This window comes from Ferrovum sp. PN-J185 (assembly GCF_001581925.1).
GTDB lineage: Bacteria > Pseudomonadota > Gammaproteobacteria > Burkholderiales > Ferrovaceae > PN-J185.
On record NZ_LQZA01000005.1, the window covers coordinates 17,257 to 34,294 of the forward strand.

19 protein-coding genes, 1 tRNA gene and 1 pseudogene are annotated in these 17,038 nt (G+C 40.2%); 12 read left to right on the plus strand and 9 right to left on the minus strand.

Annotated elements, in window-relative coordinates:
- Positions 1-76: 76 nt before the first annotated feature.
- Together FV185_RS08505 and mnmA are read left to right on the plus strand one after the other, a co-directional pair.
- Positions 77-331, plus strand: coding sequence for a hypothetical protein (locus FV185_RS08505; protein ID WP_067496461.1), 255 nt, complete (start codon positions 77-79; stop codon positions 329-331).
- A 15-nt stretch (positions 332-346) separates the two neighbouring features.
- A complete protein-coding gene (gene mnmA / locus FV185_RS08510) occupies positions 347-1,399 on the plus strand; it encodes a tRNA 2-thiouridine(34) synthase MnmA (protein WP_156474227.1) in 1,053 nt (350 codons plus the stop codon).
- An 87-nt stretch (positions 1,400-1,486) separates the two neighbouring features.
- Here the strand turns inward: mnmA and FV185_RS08515 are convergent, their stop codons facing one another.
- Genes FV185_RS08515 through queA form a run of 8 tightly spaced genes read right to left on the minus strand, consistent with a single transcriptional unit; the run spans position 1,487 to position 9,498 of the window.
- On the minus strand, positions 1,487-2,098 hold the full coding sequence (locus tag FV185_RS08515) for a glutathione S-transferase family protein (RefSeq protein ID WP_067496467.1): 612 nt from the start codon (positions 2,096-2,098) through the stop codon (positions 1,487-1,489).
- A gap of 17 nt (positions 2,099-2,115) precedes the next feature.
- Positions 2,116-3,483, minus strand: a complete 1,368-nt coding sequence (gene purB / locus FV185_RS08520; protein WP_067496469.1) for an adenylosuccinate lyase — start codon at positions 3,481-3,483, stop codon at positions 2,116-2,118.
- Between the two features lie 46 nt (positions 3,484-3,529).
- Positions 3,530-4,186 (minus strand): VTT domain-containing protein, encoded by a 657-nt coding sequence (locus FV185_RS08525; protein ID WP_067496472.1) that lies wholly within the window; start codon positions 4,184-4,186, stop codon positions 3,530-3,532.
- 11 nt (positions 4,187-4,197) lie between these two features.
- Complete coding sequence (gene secF / locus FV185_RS08530) at positions 4,198-5,133, minus strand: protein translocase subunit SecF (protein ID WP_067496475.1); 936 nt, start codon at positions 5,131-5,133, stop codon at positions 4,198-4,200.
- 5 nt (positions 5,134-5,138) lie between these two features.
- A complete protein-coding gene (secD, locus tag FV185_RS08535) occupies positions 5,139-7,016 on the minus strand; it encodes a protein translocase subunit SecD (RefSeq protein ID WP_067496478.1) in 1,878 nt (625 codons plus the stop codon).
- Positions 7,017-7,025: 9 nt separating this feature from the next.
- Entirely contained in the window at positions 7,026-7,286 is a 261-nt protein-coding gene (yajC, locus tag FV185_RS08540; protein WP_067496763.1) for a preprotein translocase subunit YajC, read from the minus strand.
- Positions 7,287-7,336: 50 nt separating this feature from the next.
- Positions 7,337-8,452, minus strand: coding sequence for a tRNA guanosine(34) transglycosylase Tgt (gene tgt, locus FV185_RS08545; RefSeq protein ID WP_067496481.1), 1,116 nt, complete (start codon positions 8,450-8,452; stop codon positions 7,337-7,339).
- A complete protein-coding gene (queA, locus tag FV185_RS08550) occupies positions 8,449-9,498 on the minus strand; it encodes a tRNA preQ1(34) S-adenosylmethionine ribosyltransferase-isomerase QueA (protein ID WP_067496766.1) in 1,050 nt (349 codons plus the stop codon). The genes tgt and queA overlap by 4 nt, the downstream gene beginning before the upstream one ends.
- Positions 9,499-9,523: 25 nt before the next feature.
- On the opposite strand from queA, the gene FV185_RS08555 reads away from it, so the two are divergent.
- Positions 9,524-9,610 (plus strand) — tRNA-Leu (locus tag FV185_RS08555).
- 194 nt (positions 9,611-9,804) lie between these two features.
- Here the strand turns inward: FV185_RS08555 and tnpA are convergent.
- Positions 9,805-10,215 carry an IS200/IS605 family transposase gene (gene tnpA, locus FV185_RS08560; protein WP_067496484.1) on the minus strand — a complete coding sequence of 137 codons (411 nt, stop codon included), beginning with the start codon at positions 10,213-10,215 and terminating at the stop codon, positions 9,805-9,807.
- A gap of 48 nt (positions 10,216-10,263) precedes the next feature.
- Here tnpA and FV185_RS08565 point away from each other — a divergent pair, with 48 nt between their 5' ends.
- The 9 genes and pseudogenes from FV185_RS08565 to FV185_RS08605 all read left to right on the plus strand — a co-directional run bounded on the left by FV185_RS08565 (position 10,264) and on the right by FV185_RS08605 (position 17,036).
- Positions 10,264-11,370, plus strand: coding sequence for an RNA-guided endonuclease InsQ/TnpB family protein (locus tag FV185_RS08565; RefSeq protein ID WP_067496489.1), 1,107 nt, complete (start codon positions 10,264-10,266; stop codon positions 11,368-11,370).
- Between the two features lie 57 nt (positions 11,371-11,427).
- Positions 11,428-12,144 (plus strand): annotated as a pseudogene (locus FV185_RS08570) (DMT family transporter); the annotation flags it as partial.
- A gap of 69 nt (positions 12,145-12,213) precedes the next feature.
- On the plus strand, positions 12,214-13,278 hold the full coding sequence (locus FV185_RS08575; protein ID WP_067496496.1) for an NADH:flavin oxidoreductase/NADH oxidase: 1,065 nt from the start codon (positions 12,214-12,216) through the stop codon (positions 13,276-13,278).
- 315 nt (positions 13,279-13,593) lie between these two features.
- On the plus strand, positions 13,594-14,274 hold the full coding sequence (locus tag FV185_RS08580) for a response regulator transcription factor (RefSeq protein WP_067496499.1): 681 nt from the start codon (positions 13,594-13,596) through the stop codon (positions 14,272-14,274).
- Between the two features lie 388 nt (positions 14,275-14,662).
- Positions 14,663-14,854 (plus strand): Flp family type IVb pilin, encoded by a 192-nt coding sequence (locus FV185_RS08585; RefSeq protein ID WP_067496503.1) that lies wholly within the window; start codon positions 14,663-14,665, stop codon positions 14,852-14,854.
- Between the two features lie 77 nt (positions 14,855-14,931).
- Complete coding sequence (locus FV185_RS08590; protein ID WP_197457849.1) at positions 14,932-15,579, plus strand: SAF domain-containing protein; 648 nt, start codon at positions 14,932-14,934, stop codon at positions 15,577-15,579.
- Positions 15,576-16,118, plus strand: coding sequence for a pilus assembly protein TadG-related protein (locus FV185_RS08595; RefSeq protein ID WP_067496509.1), 543 nt, complete (start codon positions 15,576-15,578; stop codon positions 16,116-16,118). Before FV185_RS08590 ends, FV185_RS08595 begins: the two co-directional genes overlap by 4 nt.
- The gene (locus tag FV185_RS08600) at positions 16,115-16,525 is read left to right on the plus strand and encodes a hypothetical protein (RefSeq protein ID WP_067496512.1); all 411 of its coding nucleotides are present in this window, start codon (positions 16,115-16,117) and stop codon (positions 16,523-16,525) included. The genes FV185_RS08595 and FV185_RS08600 overlap by 4 nt, the downstream gene beginning before the upstream one ends.
- Entirely contained in the window at positions 16,518-17,036 is a 519-nt protein-coding gene (locus FV185_RS08605) for a TadE/TadG family type IV pilus assembly protein (protein WP_067496515.1), read from the plus strand. The genes FV185_RS08600 and FV185_RS08605 overlap by 8 nt, the downstream gene beginning before the upstream one ends.
- Positions 17,037-17,038: the final 2 nt, after the last annotated feature.

Below are 17,038 nucleotides of genomic sequence, written 5' to 3' on the forward strand. Positions count from 1 at the left end.
AGTCAACTTGCGTTAACATAATATGGGGTGTCTTATAGGCACCCCAGATTTTTTGTAAGATAAGAAAGGAGTTGTCATGAGAATCGTATCTCTAATATCAGTTGTAGTTAGTGTCCTCTCTGTTAATGTATTTGCAGCAGATGCTCTACCCGCTCAACCCAGTAACGCACCAATGCAACAAATGCCCCTAGCAAGTCCTGCTCCACAGCCTGCTAACGCTGCCATGGATAATAGCGAAGCGAAGCCTAAAAAACACCATAAACAAAGTAAAGCTCACCATGCTAGTAAAGCAGTTAAAAAGCACCATAAAAAACATAAACATAACTCATAAGTACAGATCAGTCTTATCATGACAAAACGTGTCATAGTTGGGATGTCAGGTGGCGTAGATTCCTCCGTCACCGCCCTACTGTTAAAAAAACAAGGTTACGAAGTTATTGGTCTTTTCATGAAAAACTGGGAAGACGATGAAGAGTGTAATGCCAGAGAAGATTTAGTTGACGCCGCATCCGTGGCAGATCTTCTGGGTATTGAGATTGAAGCGGTCAATTTTTCGCAAGAATATCAAGAGCGTGTCTTCCAAAACTTTCTCACTGAATACCGTGCAGGGCGTACACCGAACCCTGATATTTTATGTAACTCAGAAATTAAGTTTAAGGCCTTTTTAGATCACGCCTATTCTCTTGGTGCAGACTATATTGCGACAGGACACTATGCTCGAGTCCGCGAAGTAAACGGTCAATTCCAACTATTAAAGGGGTTAGACCCGAGTAAAGATCAAAGTTATTTTTTATATCGTCTCAACCAAAACCAATTAAAAAATACATTATTTCCAGTGGGTGAACTCCATAAAAGCCAAGTTCGTGAGATTGCCAAAGAAGCAGGTCTTCCCACAGCCACCAAAAAAGACTCCACAGGAATTTGTTTTATTGGTGAACGCCCCTTTAGAGAGTTTTTACAACGCTATTTACCGAAAGAACCAGGACCGATGATGACTCCTGACGGGAAAGAAGTGGGGATACATCAAGGCTTAATGTATTACACCATTGGTCAACGCCAAGGTCTAGGGATTGGTGGTGCAGGAGAACCGTGGTTTGTTGCAGATAAAATTGTAGAAACAAACACTTTAATTGTTGTGCAAGGCCATAATCATTCATTATTACTGAAACAGAATCTGGACGCTCAAGATATATCTTGGATTAGTGGGATGCCCCCCGCAAATGACCACGCTTTAAGTGCTAAAACTCGCTATCGTCAACAGGACGCAACGTGTCATTTAACCAATAGCAGTGACGGTTTTAGTTTATCTTTCACAGAACCTCAGTGGGCCATTACACCCGGTCAATCTGCTGTAGTGTATAGTAATGAAATATGCCTTGGTGGAGGAATAATTAAATAATCCTAAACCAGACGGGATAGTTGTTAAATGATTTAAAAAACCAAAAGCCATTGTTAGTCAACAATGGCTTTTTGCTTAATTACCTGATTAACCTTGCGGTGGGGTATCTTGAAAGGATTTACGTTGAGCTAATTTAGTAACCAAACGATCTAAGTTAGGATACTGTTTTCTCCAATTATGATTTGGGAAACGAAATTCTATCCATAATAGAGCAGAACCAACAGAAATATCTGCCAATGTGAAAGCATCACCCTGACACCAATTTTTTTCACCTAACTGTTGCGACATGTAAGCCATGGCGCGGTCAACCTTGCTCTGTTGTTTATCAATCCAAGCTTGTGAACGTTCAGCTGGATTATCACGACGAGTTTCCAGTAAAACTAATACGGCTGCATCTAACAATCCATCTGACAAGGCCTCCCAACGCTTCACTAACATACGCTGATGTCTGTCTTCAGGAATTAAATGACCAACAGGATTTAATCCCTCTAGATAATCAACAATGACAGCCGAGTCAAATATCAAGGTACCATCATCAAGTTCTAAGGCAGGGACTTTACCTAAGGGATTTACGCCATCAATCATTGGTGGATTGCCGGTTAAATAACCCTGCTCAAGGTTAAAATCAATTTTTTTCTCAATTAAAGTTACTCTTACTTTTCTGACATAGGGACTTGTTACTGAACCATATAATTTCATTTTATTTCCTTAAAAAGTTACACTTTTTTAGCCAATTCAATCGCTTTTCCTAAATAGTTAGTAGGCGTCATAGCGAGCAGCCTGTCTTTATCTTGCACTGAGAGCGGTAAACCTTGTATAAAGTTCTGAATTATTTGGGCATCAATTGCTCGTCCCCGAGTTAACTCTTTTAAGCGATCATAGGCATTATCCACTCCCGCTTTTCTCATAACAGTCTGAATGGGTTCTGCCAGCACTTCCCAGGCCTTGAGTAAATCCTCTGTTAGACGTTGAGAATCCAATTCAACCTTATTGAGACCTCGCAAACACGCCTCATAGGCAAGCAAAGAGTGCCCTATACCGACCCCTAAATTTCTAAGTACAGTGGAATCTGTTAAATCACGTTGCCAACGTGAGATAGGGAGTTTTTCTGCTAAATGTGCCATTAGCGCATTTGCGATACCAAGATTACCTTCTGAGTTCTCAAAGTCAATGGGATTCACTTTGTGTGGCATGGTAGAAGAGCCGACCTCCCCTTCTTTAGGTCTTTGTTTGAAGTAGCCCAGTGAGATATAACCCCACATATCTCGATTAAAATCGATCAATATAGTGTTGATACGCATAATGGTATGCATCCATTCTGCAAGATTATCATGTGGTTCAATTTGAGTTGTATAGGGATTAAATGTTAGTCCATGCCCTACAACAAATTGTTCGCTAAATTTAGGCCAATCAAAGTGCGGATAAGCAGATAAATGAGCGCTATAGTTACCTACAGCGCCATTGATTTTCCCTAATATAGGTAAATTCTTTAATTGTTCGACTTGCCGTTTTAAGCGATACACTACATTGGCTAGCTCCTTACCAACCGTTGTTGGTGTGGCTGTTTGACCATGAGTGCGGGACAACATAGGCATCTCTGCGTAACGGTGCGCACGCTCAGTCAGTAATTCAACTATCTGATTAAGCTGAGGTAACAGTACTTGCTCTCTTGCCCCTTGCAACATCAGTGCATGCGACAAATTGTTTATATCTTCAGAGGTACAAGCAAAATGGATAAATTCCATGGCAGCCACGACTTCAGTATTTGTAGCTAGACGTTCACGTAACCAATATTCCATGGCTTTCACGTCATGATTCGTTCTTGTCTCAATAGCTTTGATTTGTTCCGCATCAGCCACAGAAAACTGTTTAACCAATTTCTCCAATTCCTCAAGAGTTTCTTGTGAAAACGGGGCTAATTCATTGATGGCAGGTTCCATCGACAAGGCAATGAGCCAATCAATCTCTATTTGTACGCGAAAGCGAATTAAACCAAATTCACTAAAAAAAACCCGAAGTGCGTCACATTTTGAAGCGTAACGACCATCAAGAGGAGAAAGTGCTGTTAGAGTTGTTTGCGCCATAACTTATGCCTAAATAGAAAAACTGACAATAAAAATAAGTATAAAGTTACTTTTTCTTCATGTGCATACGTGCTTTTAAACCCGCGTACATGATTGGAATTAAAGTAACCGCTACAATACTAAGTATAACTAATGTCAGGTGCCCCTTAATAAAAGGAACGTTACCAAAATAGTAACCAGCCACAAGCAGTGAGCTGACCCACAATACCGCACCGATTGCATTAAACAAATAAAAACGTTGATGGGTCATATCCCCTACTCCCGCGACAAAAGGGGCGAAAGTACGTAGTAGTGGAACAAACCTGGAAATAACAACTGTTTTACCTCCATGTTTTTCATAAAAGGCATGGGCACTAGCTAAATGATGAGGGTTAAACCAACGAGATTTTTCCCAATGAAAAACCTTAGGGCCAATAAAACGACCAATTTGAAAGTTAACAGCATTTCCCAAAAACGCCGCTAACGATAACACTAACAATAAGTCAGGTAGTCTTAAACCGTGACTATTAGCAGACCCCATCGCAGCTACTGCTCCCGCGACAAAAAGAAGTGAGTCGCCTGGTAAAAACGGAAAAATAACTAATCCTGTCTCACAAAATATAATAAGAAATAAAATCCCGTACACTGCAGGCCCATAGGTTGAACTGGCATCGATCAGATGACTATCCAGGTGCGCTATGTAAGAAAATAAATGACTGATCACTCAAGCAACCACTATGGTTCTGTAGCTTCACGTTCAGCTTTTTTAGTGGTCTGTACAAAATCATCACGATTCATACCAAGCCACATTGCAATGGGGCTTGCAACCAGCACTGAAGAATAAATACCAAAAATAATACCAATGGTAAGAGCGAGCGCAAAATAATGAAGCGCCTCACCACCAAAAAACAGCATAGAAGTGACCATTAATTGAGTACAACCGTGAGTAATAATAGTACGGCTCATTGTACGCGTAATAGCATTATCAATCACTGTAGCGACACTCACACCACGCATTTTACGAAAGTTTTCTCGAACACGATCAAACACCACCACAGATTCGTTGACTGAGTAACCTAAAATAGCGAGTACCGCTGCAAGTACCGGTAGAGAAAATTCCCATTGGAAAAAAGAAAAGAATCCTAAAATGATCACAACGTCATGTAAGTTCGCCACAATGGTTGCTACAGCGGGTCGCCATTTAAAACGAAGAGACAAATAAATGACAATACCCAATATGACAAATAACAATGCCGAGGCACCATCTTTTACTAACTCGTCACCCACTTGAGGACCAACAAACTCAACACGACGAATACTTACCTGCGGATCCACCACTTTCAATGCTTCTAAAACTTGATCAGATAATTTGGCGCTAGTTAGGCCTTTCTTTAGAGGCAAACGAATCAACACCTCACTTGAGGTACCAAAATTCTCCACATTGGCATCTCGAAAACCCAATCCTTCTAGAGCACCACGATAACGGTTAACATCTGCCACATGGGTAGTAGCCACTTCCATGACCGTACCACCCGTAAAATCAACAGAAAAATTCAATCCTCTCGTTACCAAAAAGAAAACACTAATCAAAAAAGTAACTAAAGAAATCGTGGTAGTAATCTTTCCCCAACTCATGAAGGGGATATCTTTTTTAATTCTGAAAAATTCCATAAAGATTATCCCTTACTGTTTTTACTTTTGTCGTTCTGATCATGCCATTTCACATTACCAATTGATAAATTTGAAATCTTACGACGTGAACCATAAATCAAATTTACCAAGCCGCGTGAAACCAGCACACTACTAAACATAGACGTCATAATGCCTAACACCAATACCACAGCAAAACCTTTTACCGGACCAGAGCCAAAGGCAAATAAAGCAATACCAGCGATACCTGTTGTTACATTAGAATCAAGAATAGTAGCAAAAGCGCGCTCATATCCAGCCGCTATGGCCGCACCCGGAGAATTCCCATTGCGTAATTCCTCACGAATCCTCTCGTTAATTAATACGTTTGCGTCAATTGCCATACCCACTGTTAGTGCGATACCAGCCATACCAGGCAGTGTTAACGTAGCTTGTAACAGTGACAAGATTGCCACTAAAAGTAAAACGTTACAGGCTAGAGCAACAATAGAAATAAAACCAAATAACAGGTAGTAAGCCACCATAAATAGGGTAATGGCAGTAAAACCTATCCAAGTAGAATGAAAGCCACGAGCAATATTTTCAGCACCTAAACTTGGCCCAACGGTTCTCTCTTCAATAAAATCCATCGGTGCTGCTAAGGCACCTGAACGCAATAATAAAGCCAAGTCATTGGCTTCTTTTGGCGAACTCAACCCTGTGATCTGAAAGCGAGCACCTAACTCATCTTGAATGGTTGCCACACTAATAGCTTCGGTTTTATTTTTTTCAATCAATAAAATAGCCATGCGTTTCTTCAGATTATCACGGGAGACCTGACGAATAATTCGCGCCCCCTTTCCATCCATACTAATATTCACTGAAGGACGGTTAGTTTGCGAATCAAAACCTGCTCCTGCGTCAGTGATGACGTCACCTGTCAGTACCACTGTTTTCTTAACAAATACAGGATAGCCATTGCGCTCAACAACCAACTCATCTCCATAGGGAGGGATCTCTTGAAGGCTAGTTGGGTTAGCGTGATCTTCATCCACTAAACGGATTTCAAGAGAAGCTGTTCGACCAATAATTTCTTTTGCTTTCGCTGTATCTTGTACGCCAGGAAGTTCAACAATAATACGATCCAATCCTTGCTGTTGAATAATCGGTTCTTTTGCACCTAATTCATTAACGCGATTTTTAAGTGCCAAGATATTTTGCTTAATTGCTTGTTCTTGAATTTTACTCAACGACTCTTGTTTAATGATAGCCACAATTTCGTTGTCGCCTGCAGAGCCTTGGTCATTAACAATAAAATCCTGCAGAAGGTTATCAATTACCTTATGTGCTTGTTGACGGCTAGATTGGTCATGAAATACCAATACTAAACGCTGCCCCTCTCGTTTAATCGTGTCGTAGTAAATACGTTGATCTCTTAATTCCGTGCGAATTTCAGACAACATACCGTCTAATTTCTTATCAACTGCCACCTTCATATCAACTTGCAGGAGAAAATGTACTCCACCTGACAAATCTAACCCAAGATACATGGGTAACGCACCAAGATCTCTCATCCATTTGGGAGCATTAGCGACCAAATTAAGTGCCACTACATAATTGGCATTATGCTCATCAGGGTTGAGTGTGTGATCTAAAATATCTCTGGCTTTAAGTTGCGTGTCTGCATCGGCAAAACGCACTTTTAGGCCATCTCCCTCAAGGCTAACCCGGATAGGAGTAAGATGATTGGCTTGGAGATCTGACTCCACCTTAGCCATCAAAACTGAATCAACTTTTACGCCAACTCCTTGGGCTGAAATTTGTACCGCAGGGGACTGGCCATAAAAATTAGGCAGAGTATAAAAAAAACCTAATAGTAGCACCGCCACTATTAGGGTGTTTTTCCAGAGAGGAAACTTATTCATAATGTTTATTTAATTTTTAAAAGTGCCTTTAGGCAAAAGAATAGATACAGCAGCACGTTGAACTTGAACAACCACTCCTTTAGCCACTTCAAGACGAACATAATTATCATCAAGATCAGTAATTTTACCCACCAATCCAGACACCATCACTTCGTCTCCTTTACCAAGAGCGCTTAACATGGCTTTAAGCTCTTTTTGACGTTTCATCTGTGGACGAATCATCATGAAATAGAGCACAGCAAACATCACAAAAATAAAAACCATATTCATACCAAGATCAGGTGCCACAGCTTATCCCCTTAAAATAAAATCAAAAAAACTTATCCTGCTATTTTACCATGGAGTTGTCGATTTCCATGAAATTCCTCTTGAAAGCTCAAGAAACGCTTTTCGCTTATAGCTAAACGCATATCAGCCATTAGCTCTTGATAATAGAAAAGATTATGAATGGTATTTAAGCGCGCACCCAGAATTTCATTGGCCTGTTGCAAATGATGTAAATAACTACGCGAAAAATGTTGGCACGTATAGCATTTACAGGTTTCATCTAATGGTTGATGATCATGCTTATAACGCGCATTACGGATTTTTATATTCCCAAAACGAGTAAAAAGCCAGCCATTTCTCGCGTTTCTTGTGGGCATTACACAATCTAACATATCAATACCCGAGGCTACCGCTAACACTAAATCCTCTGGAGTTCCCATACCCATCAAATAGCGAGGCTTATGTGTTGGTAACAATTGGGGCGTATGAGACATAATGCGCTCACGATCTTCTTGTGGTTCTCCCACTGATAATCCTCCCATGGCGTAACCTGGAAAATCCATAGCGACCATAGCACTGGCTGAGACTTCTCTTAAGTCCTCATACATCCCGCCTTGAACGATGCCAAACAAGGCATTACTATTTCCTTCATGTCCTTTAAGTGAGCGTTCAGCCCAACGTAAAGAGAGTTCCATGGATTGCTTTGCTTGCTCATGAGTAGCAGGATAAGGCGTACATTCATCAAAGGCCATCACAATATCGGAATTCAAAATACGCTGGATACGCATTGATTCCTCTGGAGTTAAAAACAAACGATCGCCGTTAATGGGTGAGCGAAATGTCACTCCTTCTTCTGAAATCTTACGTAAAGCGCCTAGACTAAATACCTGAAATCCCCCTGAATCCGTCAAGATAGGCTTATGCCAGCCCATAAATTGATGCAACCCACCGACTTCCTCAAAGACATCTAAACCAGGACGTAACCATAAATGAAACGTATTCCCAAGAATAATTTGTGCACCCAATTCAACCAATTCATGAGGTGATACGCCTTTAACTGAACCATAGGTGCCAACTGGCATAAATACAGGAGTTTCTACAACACCATGGGCTAATTCAATGCTACCTCGACGTGCCAGGCCATCTTGTGTATGTAAAGTAAACTTCATAGCTCCTCACTGCGCGTCAATAGCATGGCGTCACCATAGCTAAAAAACCGATATTGTTGTTGAATAGCATGCTGATACGCTCGTCGAATACGTTTCAATCCTGAAAAGGCAGAGACTAGCATTAACAGAGTGGATTTAGGTAAATGAAAATTAGTGACTAACATATCAACCACTTTAAATTTAAAGCCAGGTGTAATGAAAATAGCCGTCTCCTGAGAACCTGGCGTCAGTTTCCCTTGTTGGGCAGCTGACTCTAATGCACGCATGCTAGTGGTTCCCACCGCCACCACTCTGCCGCCCTGGCGTCGACAGTCGTGAATGGCTTGCACCGTCTCTTCAGGGATGTGGTACCACTCTTTATGCATAATATGTTCATCAATATAGTCTACTTTTACCGGCGCGAAAGTTCCCGCCCCTACATGCAACGTAATACTTGCCCGTTTTATTCCCTTTTTTTTTAATCTGGCAAACAGCTCTTCATCAAAATGTAAACCTGCCGTAGGCGCCGCTATGGCACCTGGAACTTGGGCGTAAACAGTTTGGTAGCGCTCTAAGTCTTCCTCCGCTTGAGAGCGCTCAATGTAAGGCGGGAGAGGCAATACCCCATCTTGTTCCATCCACTGAAAAAAATCCTGTGGACCATCTGGATTATGGCATATCAACTCCACATCAAATAAATCCTCAACACGTCCTAGTACTTTAAGCGAAATACCATGCTCAAAGAGGACTGAAGAATTGGACTTAGGGGCATGACTTGCACGAAAATGAACTAACGCGCGTTGTAAGCTCACTACCTTTTCAATTAAACACTCAACTTTGCCGCCACTTTCTTTTTTACCAAATAAACGGGCCTTTAATACTTGTGTGTTGTTTACCACCAATAAATCATTAGGTTGTAACCATTGGTCTAATTCATAAAAATGTCGATCCTCATCGACAGTCTCTCCCACTATCAATAAACGGCTTTGCGTTCTATTGTGAACAGGGGTCTGGGCAATTAAATGCTCAGGTAAAAAATAATCAAAATCATCTGTGCGTAGTTTCATAATCGTAATATAATAACGGATTACTGCCCGGGTGGCGAAATTGGTAGACGCATCAGACTCAAAATCTGACGCTGGCAACAGTGTGCCGGTTCGAGTCCGGCCCCGGGCACCATCTAAAAGTATCGTCGAACTTCTTTTAGTCCATTTAGATCATTCATTTCAGGCCACTGATATGACATCTGCTTTTTCATGAAACCATCATTATTTAAAAACCCCTATTTTTTATCTGTCGTTGCCGTAAAACCACCGACTTCAGGCGGTGGATATAAGGCAACTCCGTAACCATGCTTACGCACAGAAAGTTGTTTAGTGTGGTGTATTCTGCTGTTCAATGTACTGGCGGATAATCTCAATTGGAGCACCACCACAACTACCTGCAAAATAGCTAGGCGACCATAACGCATCGCCCCATAACTGCTCTTTAATAGACGGATATTCTTTTTTACGCAATAACCGACTAGACACGCCTTTCAAGCTATTCACCAAGCTAGAAATAGCCACTTTAGGCGGATAAACCACCAATAAATGCACATGGTCGCATTCACCGTCAAACTCAACTAATTGTGCCTCAAACTTTGAACAAACTTCCTCAAAGATAACCTGCATATCGTCTAAAATCTCTTTAGTGAATACTTTTCTGCGGTATTTAGCCACAAAGACCAAATGCACATGAAGATTGTAAACAACGTGTCTACCACGTCTTAAATCGTTTGACATATAATTAGACCAACTGTAAAATATAAAAATCCAATTATACTTAAACCTATGAAAACACTCAAGCTACGCATACGAGACAAACACACAGACCAACTAAACCGCCTAAGCGGTTCGGTTAATTTCGTGTGGAATTACGTCAATGACTTGAGTTACAAGCATCTGCAAAAAACTGGCAAATTCTTTTCAGCCTACGACCTAAACGAATACACTAAAGGTAGCGGTGAATTACTTGGCTTGCATAGTCAAACCATTCAAGCCATCAACGAAACCCACGCCAAATCTAGAAAACAATTCAAAAAAGCCAAACTATCATGGCGAACCAATAACCCAAAATCAAAGCGTAAATCGCTTGGTTGGCTACCATTCAAACAATCGGCTATTAAGCATATCGCTACCCATCTCACAGGCAAAAAGGGCTTAAAATCCACCTTGCAACTATCCTTAGCCAAAGGACAAAAACTCATCATTGATATGTGGGATAGCTACAATCTATCGCTGTATCAAATCAACACCTGCGAACTGGTACAAGACGCACGTAGTCGATGGTATGCGTGTATCACCGTCAAAGAATACCCAAAAACCGAGTGCGGAACAGGTAGTGTAGGCATTGATTTAGGTTTAAAAGACAGTGCTACCACCTCAAACGGTGACAAGCTCACAATCAAACAAACGCTCAAATACGCCAAAGATTTAGCCATTGCTCAACGAGCTAAAAACAAAAAACGTGTCAAGGCTATCCATGCCAAAATCAAAAACACACGGCAAGACCTAATCCACAAATTCACCACAGGGTTAGTCAAAGACAACGCCCTAATTGTGGTTGGCGATGTGAAAACAACACAATTCAACAGCAAAAAAGGCAAACTAGCCAAATCGGTTTACGATGCAGGTTGGTTTGAACTCAAACGACAACTGACTTACAAATGCGAGAACGCAGGTTGTCGTTTTGAAATCGTAAATGAACGATACACTACCCAAATTTGTTCGTGTTGCGGTCAAATTGACAGCAATAGTCCGAAAGGTAGAGCAGGTTTGCGAATAAGAGAATGGACTTGTGCAAAGTGTGGCACATGGCATGATAGAGATATCAATGCCAGTAAGAACATTCTTGCGGTCGGGCTTGACCGTCTTGTAGAAGGAATCCCCTCACTTTAGGGAGGGGAGGAAGTCAAAGTTCCTCAATCACTTGGAGACTTAAAACAATATCGAGAGCAGTTAGTTAGTCACTGGAAAATCCTCTTCACTCTAGGTATATTGGGGATTGGAGGCTATAATACTTTTGCTTATCTTGGCTTACAAACCACCACGGCCACCAATGGGGCGCTATTAAATTCTTTCATACCGATTGCTACGATTTTGTTGTCTTGGTTATTGCTTAAAAAAAATCTTTCAACCGGAGAATATCTGGGTATCGTCATTTCCTTTATTGGCGTTATTACAATTGTTATTAAAGGAAATTTGACCGGAATAACGCAAATTCAAGTGAATATTGGTGACTTTTGGGTACTTGTGGCTGTTATCGATTGGGCTCTTTATACAGTGTTACTTCACTATCGACCCAAGACGATCACTCCTCAGTTGTTACTGTCAGCGATGGTGATAATTGGCATAGTTACTCTTATCGCTCCCGTTTATTGGGAAATTAATCACTTAAACCATACTCTTCACTTTTCACCAAACACGATTATTGGTCTTATTTACATGGGCATCTTTCCAGGTTATTTAAGTTACGTATTCTATAATCGTGGCGTAGCAGAAATAGGTCCTGGAAAAGCCAGTTTATTTATACATTTAATGCCAGTTTTTGGCACCTTATTGGCATTTATTTTTTTGCATGAGAGCGTTCATTTATATCATGCATTAGGGATTGTTCTCATCATGGCAGGTATTGTCTTGACTATGTGGGTTAAAAAGAAGGCTACTTCATAGATAGACCTGTTGTCTTTTCATAAAATAGATTAATATAATTCGGATACGTACTAATTAACGAGGTTTACTATGAGTTTACTCTTCTCCCCTTACCAGCTGGGTCCTCTATCTCTTGCCAATCGTTTGGTTATTGCTCCGATGTGCCAATATTCTGCTGTCGATGGTGTCGCACAAGATTGGCACTTAATGCACTTGGGGAGACTGGCTATTTCAGGTGCAGGTCTTGTTATCGTTGAAGCCACTGGGGTTAATCCTGAAGGACGAATTACACCTTACTGTCTTGGCTTATATAACGATGAACAAGAAACCGCCTTAAAACATATTATTGAGTTTGCCAATCATCATGGCCAAGCAAAAATGGCCATACAATTGGCTCACGCGGGACGAAAAGCCTCTACGCGTCGTCCGTGGGAGCCAGGTAATCCTTATCTACCCGAAGAGGGCGGATGGCAAACTTGGGCACCTTCAGCGATTAAATTTTATGAGGAAGGCATGCCTCCTCACCCCATGAGCTTGGATGATCTAGAACAGGTTAAAAAAGACTTTGTGCAAGCAGCTAAACGAGCAGAACGTGCTGGATTTCTGGCAATAGAATTACATGGCGCGCACGGCTATTTAATACATCAGTTTCTCTCACCACTCTCTAATCAACGTCAAGATCAATATGGTGGCTCATTAGAAAATAGAATGCGTTATCCCTTAGAAATTTTAGCGGCTGTAAAACAAGCTGTATCTTCTCATGTTGTTGTAGGGATGAGAATTTCTGCCGTGGACTGGGCTCCTGGTGGGTTAACTCTTGATGAGAGTATCGTTTTTTCAAAAGAGTGTGAACGATTAGGTGCAGGATTTATTCATGTGTCAACTGGCGGACTGGTTGCGCATCAACAAATACCAGTTGGTCCTGGATATCAAGTTGAACATGCACAAGCGATTAAACAACAGGTTTCTATTCCCACTATGGCTGTAGGATTAATCACAAGTGGTATACAAGCAGAAACTATACTTAAATCAGAACAAGCAGACATGATTGCTATTGCCCGTGCTGCACTAAAAAATCCGCATTGGCCATGGACCGCAGCCCTTGAGCTAGGAGATAAACCATTTGCGCCACCACAATACCAGCGAGCACGCTAACTGTTTGCTATTCTAAACCATTAACCCCTCATGAATTGTCTGAACAATCAATGAGTTCATGAGGGATAATCAACCTGATCATTATTACAAACTAGGTCAAATAATTTGTTATTTAACAACAGCCTAATCTACATTTAGAAAGTGTAATACCCAAATATTACATCCTTATAAAGACTAAATAAATCACAAGAAAAACCATCCAATCTTTACAATCTTTACAAATCTTTTAATTACTTTCGTCATTAAAGTCGATAGTATAAATGCCATAAAAACACTAATCATACTTATTACTTTTTTATAAATCGGAGAGAGAGTATGTCTGAGTCATCTGCAGTACGTGTGTTTGCATCAAGCCAACATCACATCGCCATCCTAGGTGTACGCTCCTTAATAGAAAGCACACAACGCCCTCTTTACTGGATGGGAAATGAGCCGCCTAGTCACACTATTCTAACTACCCTAGAACGTAAAAAACCTCATGTTATCGTGGCTGACCCCAGCATACTTCAATTTAATTTTGATCTACCAAATCAACTTCATAACAAAAATATTGGGTTACTCATCATGGTTCCTGATCGTAATCTAGTACAACAGGAGACACTCATTAAAGCAGGCGCAAAGGCAGTGGTATCCTGGAACGAAACCCCAGGCACTTTTATTAGCGCCATAGAACAAGTGGCACAACTTAAACCCTGGTTCTCCCCTGAGCTTGGCTTAAGACTGATGGAGCGAGCCATAAGCGGGTATATAGATGAGAATATTTCTCACGAAGAAGTACTAATAAGAAAGCTAAGTAATCGTGAAAAACAAATTATTGCTTATGTTGTTCGCTACCCAGATGCCACCATTCGTGAGTTGAGTCAACTAATCCATTTAAGTCCTTCTACAATAAGGAACTACTTATCTGAAATTTATAAAAAGTTAGAGCTAAAAGGCAAAGCAGCTCTAATCGCATTCTCCCTGGAACGACAGATAATTCTTCCGATACCCAATTGATGCCATCCTAACCTGTGCAAAATAACAATAGGGTTATAGCTATAGAAAATGGCTATTTAATATAGAAATGACTCACCTGAATAAAACGAGTATGCGATAACGCCAAAGTAACCTCATAATAAAAAATAACGATAAGACTCGTTATGATGCTTCATTTTAAGATAATTACATCAATATTTTTAGGTATTAACATATCAATCATCAGCCAATTGTTAGTTGTGCGATTAAAAAAATCTATCTGTCTATTTAGAGGCGGTTCAGATAATTGTCATAGCAATTTCAGGATATAACACCCTCATAAATTAGGAGCTTTGTCCCTATTTTCTGCTCTACAAAAACACTAACCTGAATAAACATCGAATAACGATGAGTCAACCTGGAGAATGTTATGAAATATGTAGAGCGCTTTTATCAACAATTACACTCATTTTTAATAGAAGAAGATGGCGTAACCGCCATCGAATACGGACTAATTGCCTCATTGATAGGTTTAGCAATTATAGCGGGGACCACTTTATTAGGGAGTAACTTAAATGCCAAATTTACGACGATTGCAACCACTATAGCAGCAGCAGTATAACTATTGGCTTAGGAGAAAATGAATCAATCATTTTCTCCTCAAAACAAATGCCGCCCCTCATGAAATTCGTTCTTTCTATGATAAATCAGTATAAAACCTGGTGGTGGGTATGGATTGTCTCTCTATTAGGAAGTCTCATTACTGGATACTTGGTATTTTTTGCAAACACTCCTCATATTACACTTTATACCGCTAAAAATGACTTATCAGTAGGGCATATTATTAAAGAGAGTGATCTTGTAAAAAATACATGGCCTATTGATACTGCACCTAAAAGTTACTTTACCGAGAGTCAATTGCTTATCAATAAAACCATTACAGAGCCTGTAAATCAAGGGTTACCAATTGTCCCTAATAATATAAAAAACCTATCAACCTCTATAGAGAATCAAATTCATCAAACAAGATTAGTCACTTTAACTATTAACGTAGGAGAGATTGATACCGATATAGTTATGCAAGGGGATAGAATAGATTTATGGTATCGACAAAAAAACAATACTCAACTAAGTCACCTTATTACCAATGTAGAAATACAACATCTACATATAGATACCACGACACATACTATTTACTTAACAATTAAGCTCTCAGCACAACAATTAACACTATTACCTATTAACCACTCAGATTGGCAGTTACAACTACTTCTGCATCCTTCTCATCATAAAGCAATACCAGTCAGACCCACCTCAATAGAGATTATCCGTGGAGTCATACCTTGAAAAACAATCATCACTCATTACAACATGGCAGTATTAGTATTTTGACGCTCATTATCTTACCTTTATCTATAAGCTTAACTGTAATGGTGCTGTTTATTGGCCAAATTACCAAACAAAGAATGGATCTTGATCGAGCAATAGATGATGCTACCCTAGCAGGAGCTATGGAACTAGATCAAACCAATACAAGTTTCACACGATCCATTAATGTTATTAATACTGTTTTACAACATAGTCATCTCAACTCACCCATCGATTTATCTCAAGTACGTATCAGCTTTGGTCACTGCCCTCACCTATCTAGTACGCTTGATGGTGTGATTAATCAACAACAACTTAATTGTACTTTTGTTCCTGCAACAATTGCCGTTACTAATCCACAAGGCTTAATTTATGTGGCCGTTGATAGTGGTAATCAGCAAGGAAGTATTATTTTATCTATTCTTAGTAACTCATTATCACTTCATCCAGGAACGCTGATTCACTCTTTAGCTGTTGCAGGATGGATTAGCCCCTTTTCATCGAGACTAACTCAATGACAACACATCAACGAGGGGGTGCGACTATTGAAATGATTATGGTTTTACCCTTTTTTTTATTGCCACTCTGGCTTACTGTGCATAGCATCATTTTAGAATGCTACCGCTTTCAGTTAAATAGTAAAGCAGAACTCATTGCCCGCTCACTCTCTCTTAGTTCAGCTAGTCAATGGCCAAGCAATCTATCCACTCTCACCACTATGAATAGCTATAACAGTACATTATCTTCCTTTCTCACACTTCAGTATGGCGTGAACTGCTATAACGCTCTGGGACAATTATTTGCAACCACTAATTGCATGGTGACCAATAATATGCCACCCACTTATATTGAGGTGACTATCCAAGGTACATTAAGTGACGCTGAGGTGATACAAGGTATCTCTAATTGGGTTCGTCATGGCTAACACATCATCAGAAGAAGGTGGCGTAATAGTTGAGTTTGCCTTAATTCTCCCTATTTATTTACTCATTATTTTTTTCTATTTAGAGGTATTGCTTGTTTCATGGGACAGCTCAATGAGTCAATGGGTTTTATGGCGAGCAACGCGTTTAGAAAGCACTCAAATCGTATCACCTCAACAACTACTAAATACATTAACAACTAATAGCATAGGACAAAATCTATTATTTAACAGTACATTACTAAATAGTAATAACTTACATATCAACTTTATTAACACAATAGGAGAAACGATTTCCCTACCAGCTAACTTTTCCCCTAGCAACAACGAAACCAATTGCCAGTTAAATAATAGCTTTTGTATCCGTAGTGTTAAGGTGCAGCTATGCCAAGGCGCTGTTACTCCCTGTCAAAACTTAAACTCCCCCTTTGCTTTATTCGGACTTAATTTTAATTTTGTTATGAATCAATTAACACTCATTCGTCCCCTTGAAGCTGCAGGTGGATTCTATTAAGG

What these genes read in the sequence shown, in the direction of transcription:
- FV185_RS08505 (WP_067496461.1), top strand. Translation starts at nt 77, where the DNA reads ATGAGAATCGTATCTCTAATATCAGTTGTAGTTAGTGTCCTCTCTGTT.
- FV185_RS08515 (WP_067496467.1), bottom strand. Translation starts at nt 2,098, where the DNA reads ATGAAATTATATGGTTCAGTAACAAGTCCCTATGTCAGAAAAGTAAGA.
- purB (WP_067496469.1), bottom strand. Translation starts at nt 3,483, where the DNA reads ATGGCGCAAACAACTCTAACAGCACTTTCTCCTCTTGATGGTCGTTAC.
- secF (WP_067496475.1), bottom strand. Translation starts at nt 5,133, where the DNA reads ATGGAATTTTTCAGAATTAAAAAAGATATCCCCTTCATGAGTTGGGGA.
- secD (WP_067496478.1), bottom strand. Translation starts at nt 7,016, where the DNA reads ATGAATAAGTTTCCTCTCTGGAAAAACACCCTAATAGTGGCGGTGCTA.
- yajC (WP_067496763.1), bottom strand. Translation starts at nt 7,286, where the DNA reads ATGAATATGGTTTTTATTTTTGTGATGTTTGCTGTGCTCTATTTCATG.
- tgt (WP_067496481.1), bottom strand. Translation starts at nt 8,452, where the DNA reads ATGAAGTTTACTTTACATACACAAGATGGCCTGGCACGTCGAGGTAGC.
- queA (WP_067496766.1), bottom strand. Translation starts at nt 9,498, where the DNA reads ATGAAACTACGCACAGATGATTTTGATTATTTTTTACCTGAGCATTTA.
- tnpA (WP_067496484.1), bottom strand. Translation starts at nt 10,215, where the DNA reads ATGTCAAACGATTTAAGACGTGGTAGACACGTTGTTTACAATCTTCAT.
- FV185_RS08565 (WP_067496489.1), top strand. Translation starts at nt 10,264, where the DNA reads ATGAAAACACTCAAGCTACGCATACGAGACAAACACACAGACCAACTA.
- FV185_RS08575 (WP_067496496.1), top strand. Translation starts at nt 12,214, where the DNA reads ATGAGTTTACTCTTCTCCCCTTACCAGCTGGGTCCTCTATCTCTTGCC.
- FV185_RS08580 (WP_067496499.1), top strand. Translation starts at nt 13,594, where the DNA reads ATGTCTGAGTCATCTGCAGTACGTGTGTTTGCATCAAGCCAACATCAC.
- FV185_RS08585 (WP_067496503.1), top strand. Translation starts at nt 14,663, where the DNA reads ATGAAATATGTAGAGCGCTTTTATCAACAATTACACTCATTTTTAATA.
- FV185_RS08590 (WP_197457849.1), top strand. Translation starts at nt 14,932, where the DNA reads ATGATAAATCAGTATAAAACCTGGTGGTGGGTATGGATTGTCTCTCTA.
- FV185_RS08600 (WP_067496512.1), top strand. Translation starts at nt 16,115, where the DNA reads ATGACAACACATCAACGAGGGGGTGCGACTATTGAAATGATTATGGTT.
- FV185_RS08605 (WP_067496515.1), top strand. Translation starts at nt 16,518, where the DNA reads ATGGCTAACACATCATCAGAAGAAGGTGGCGTAATAGTTGAGTTTGCC.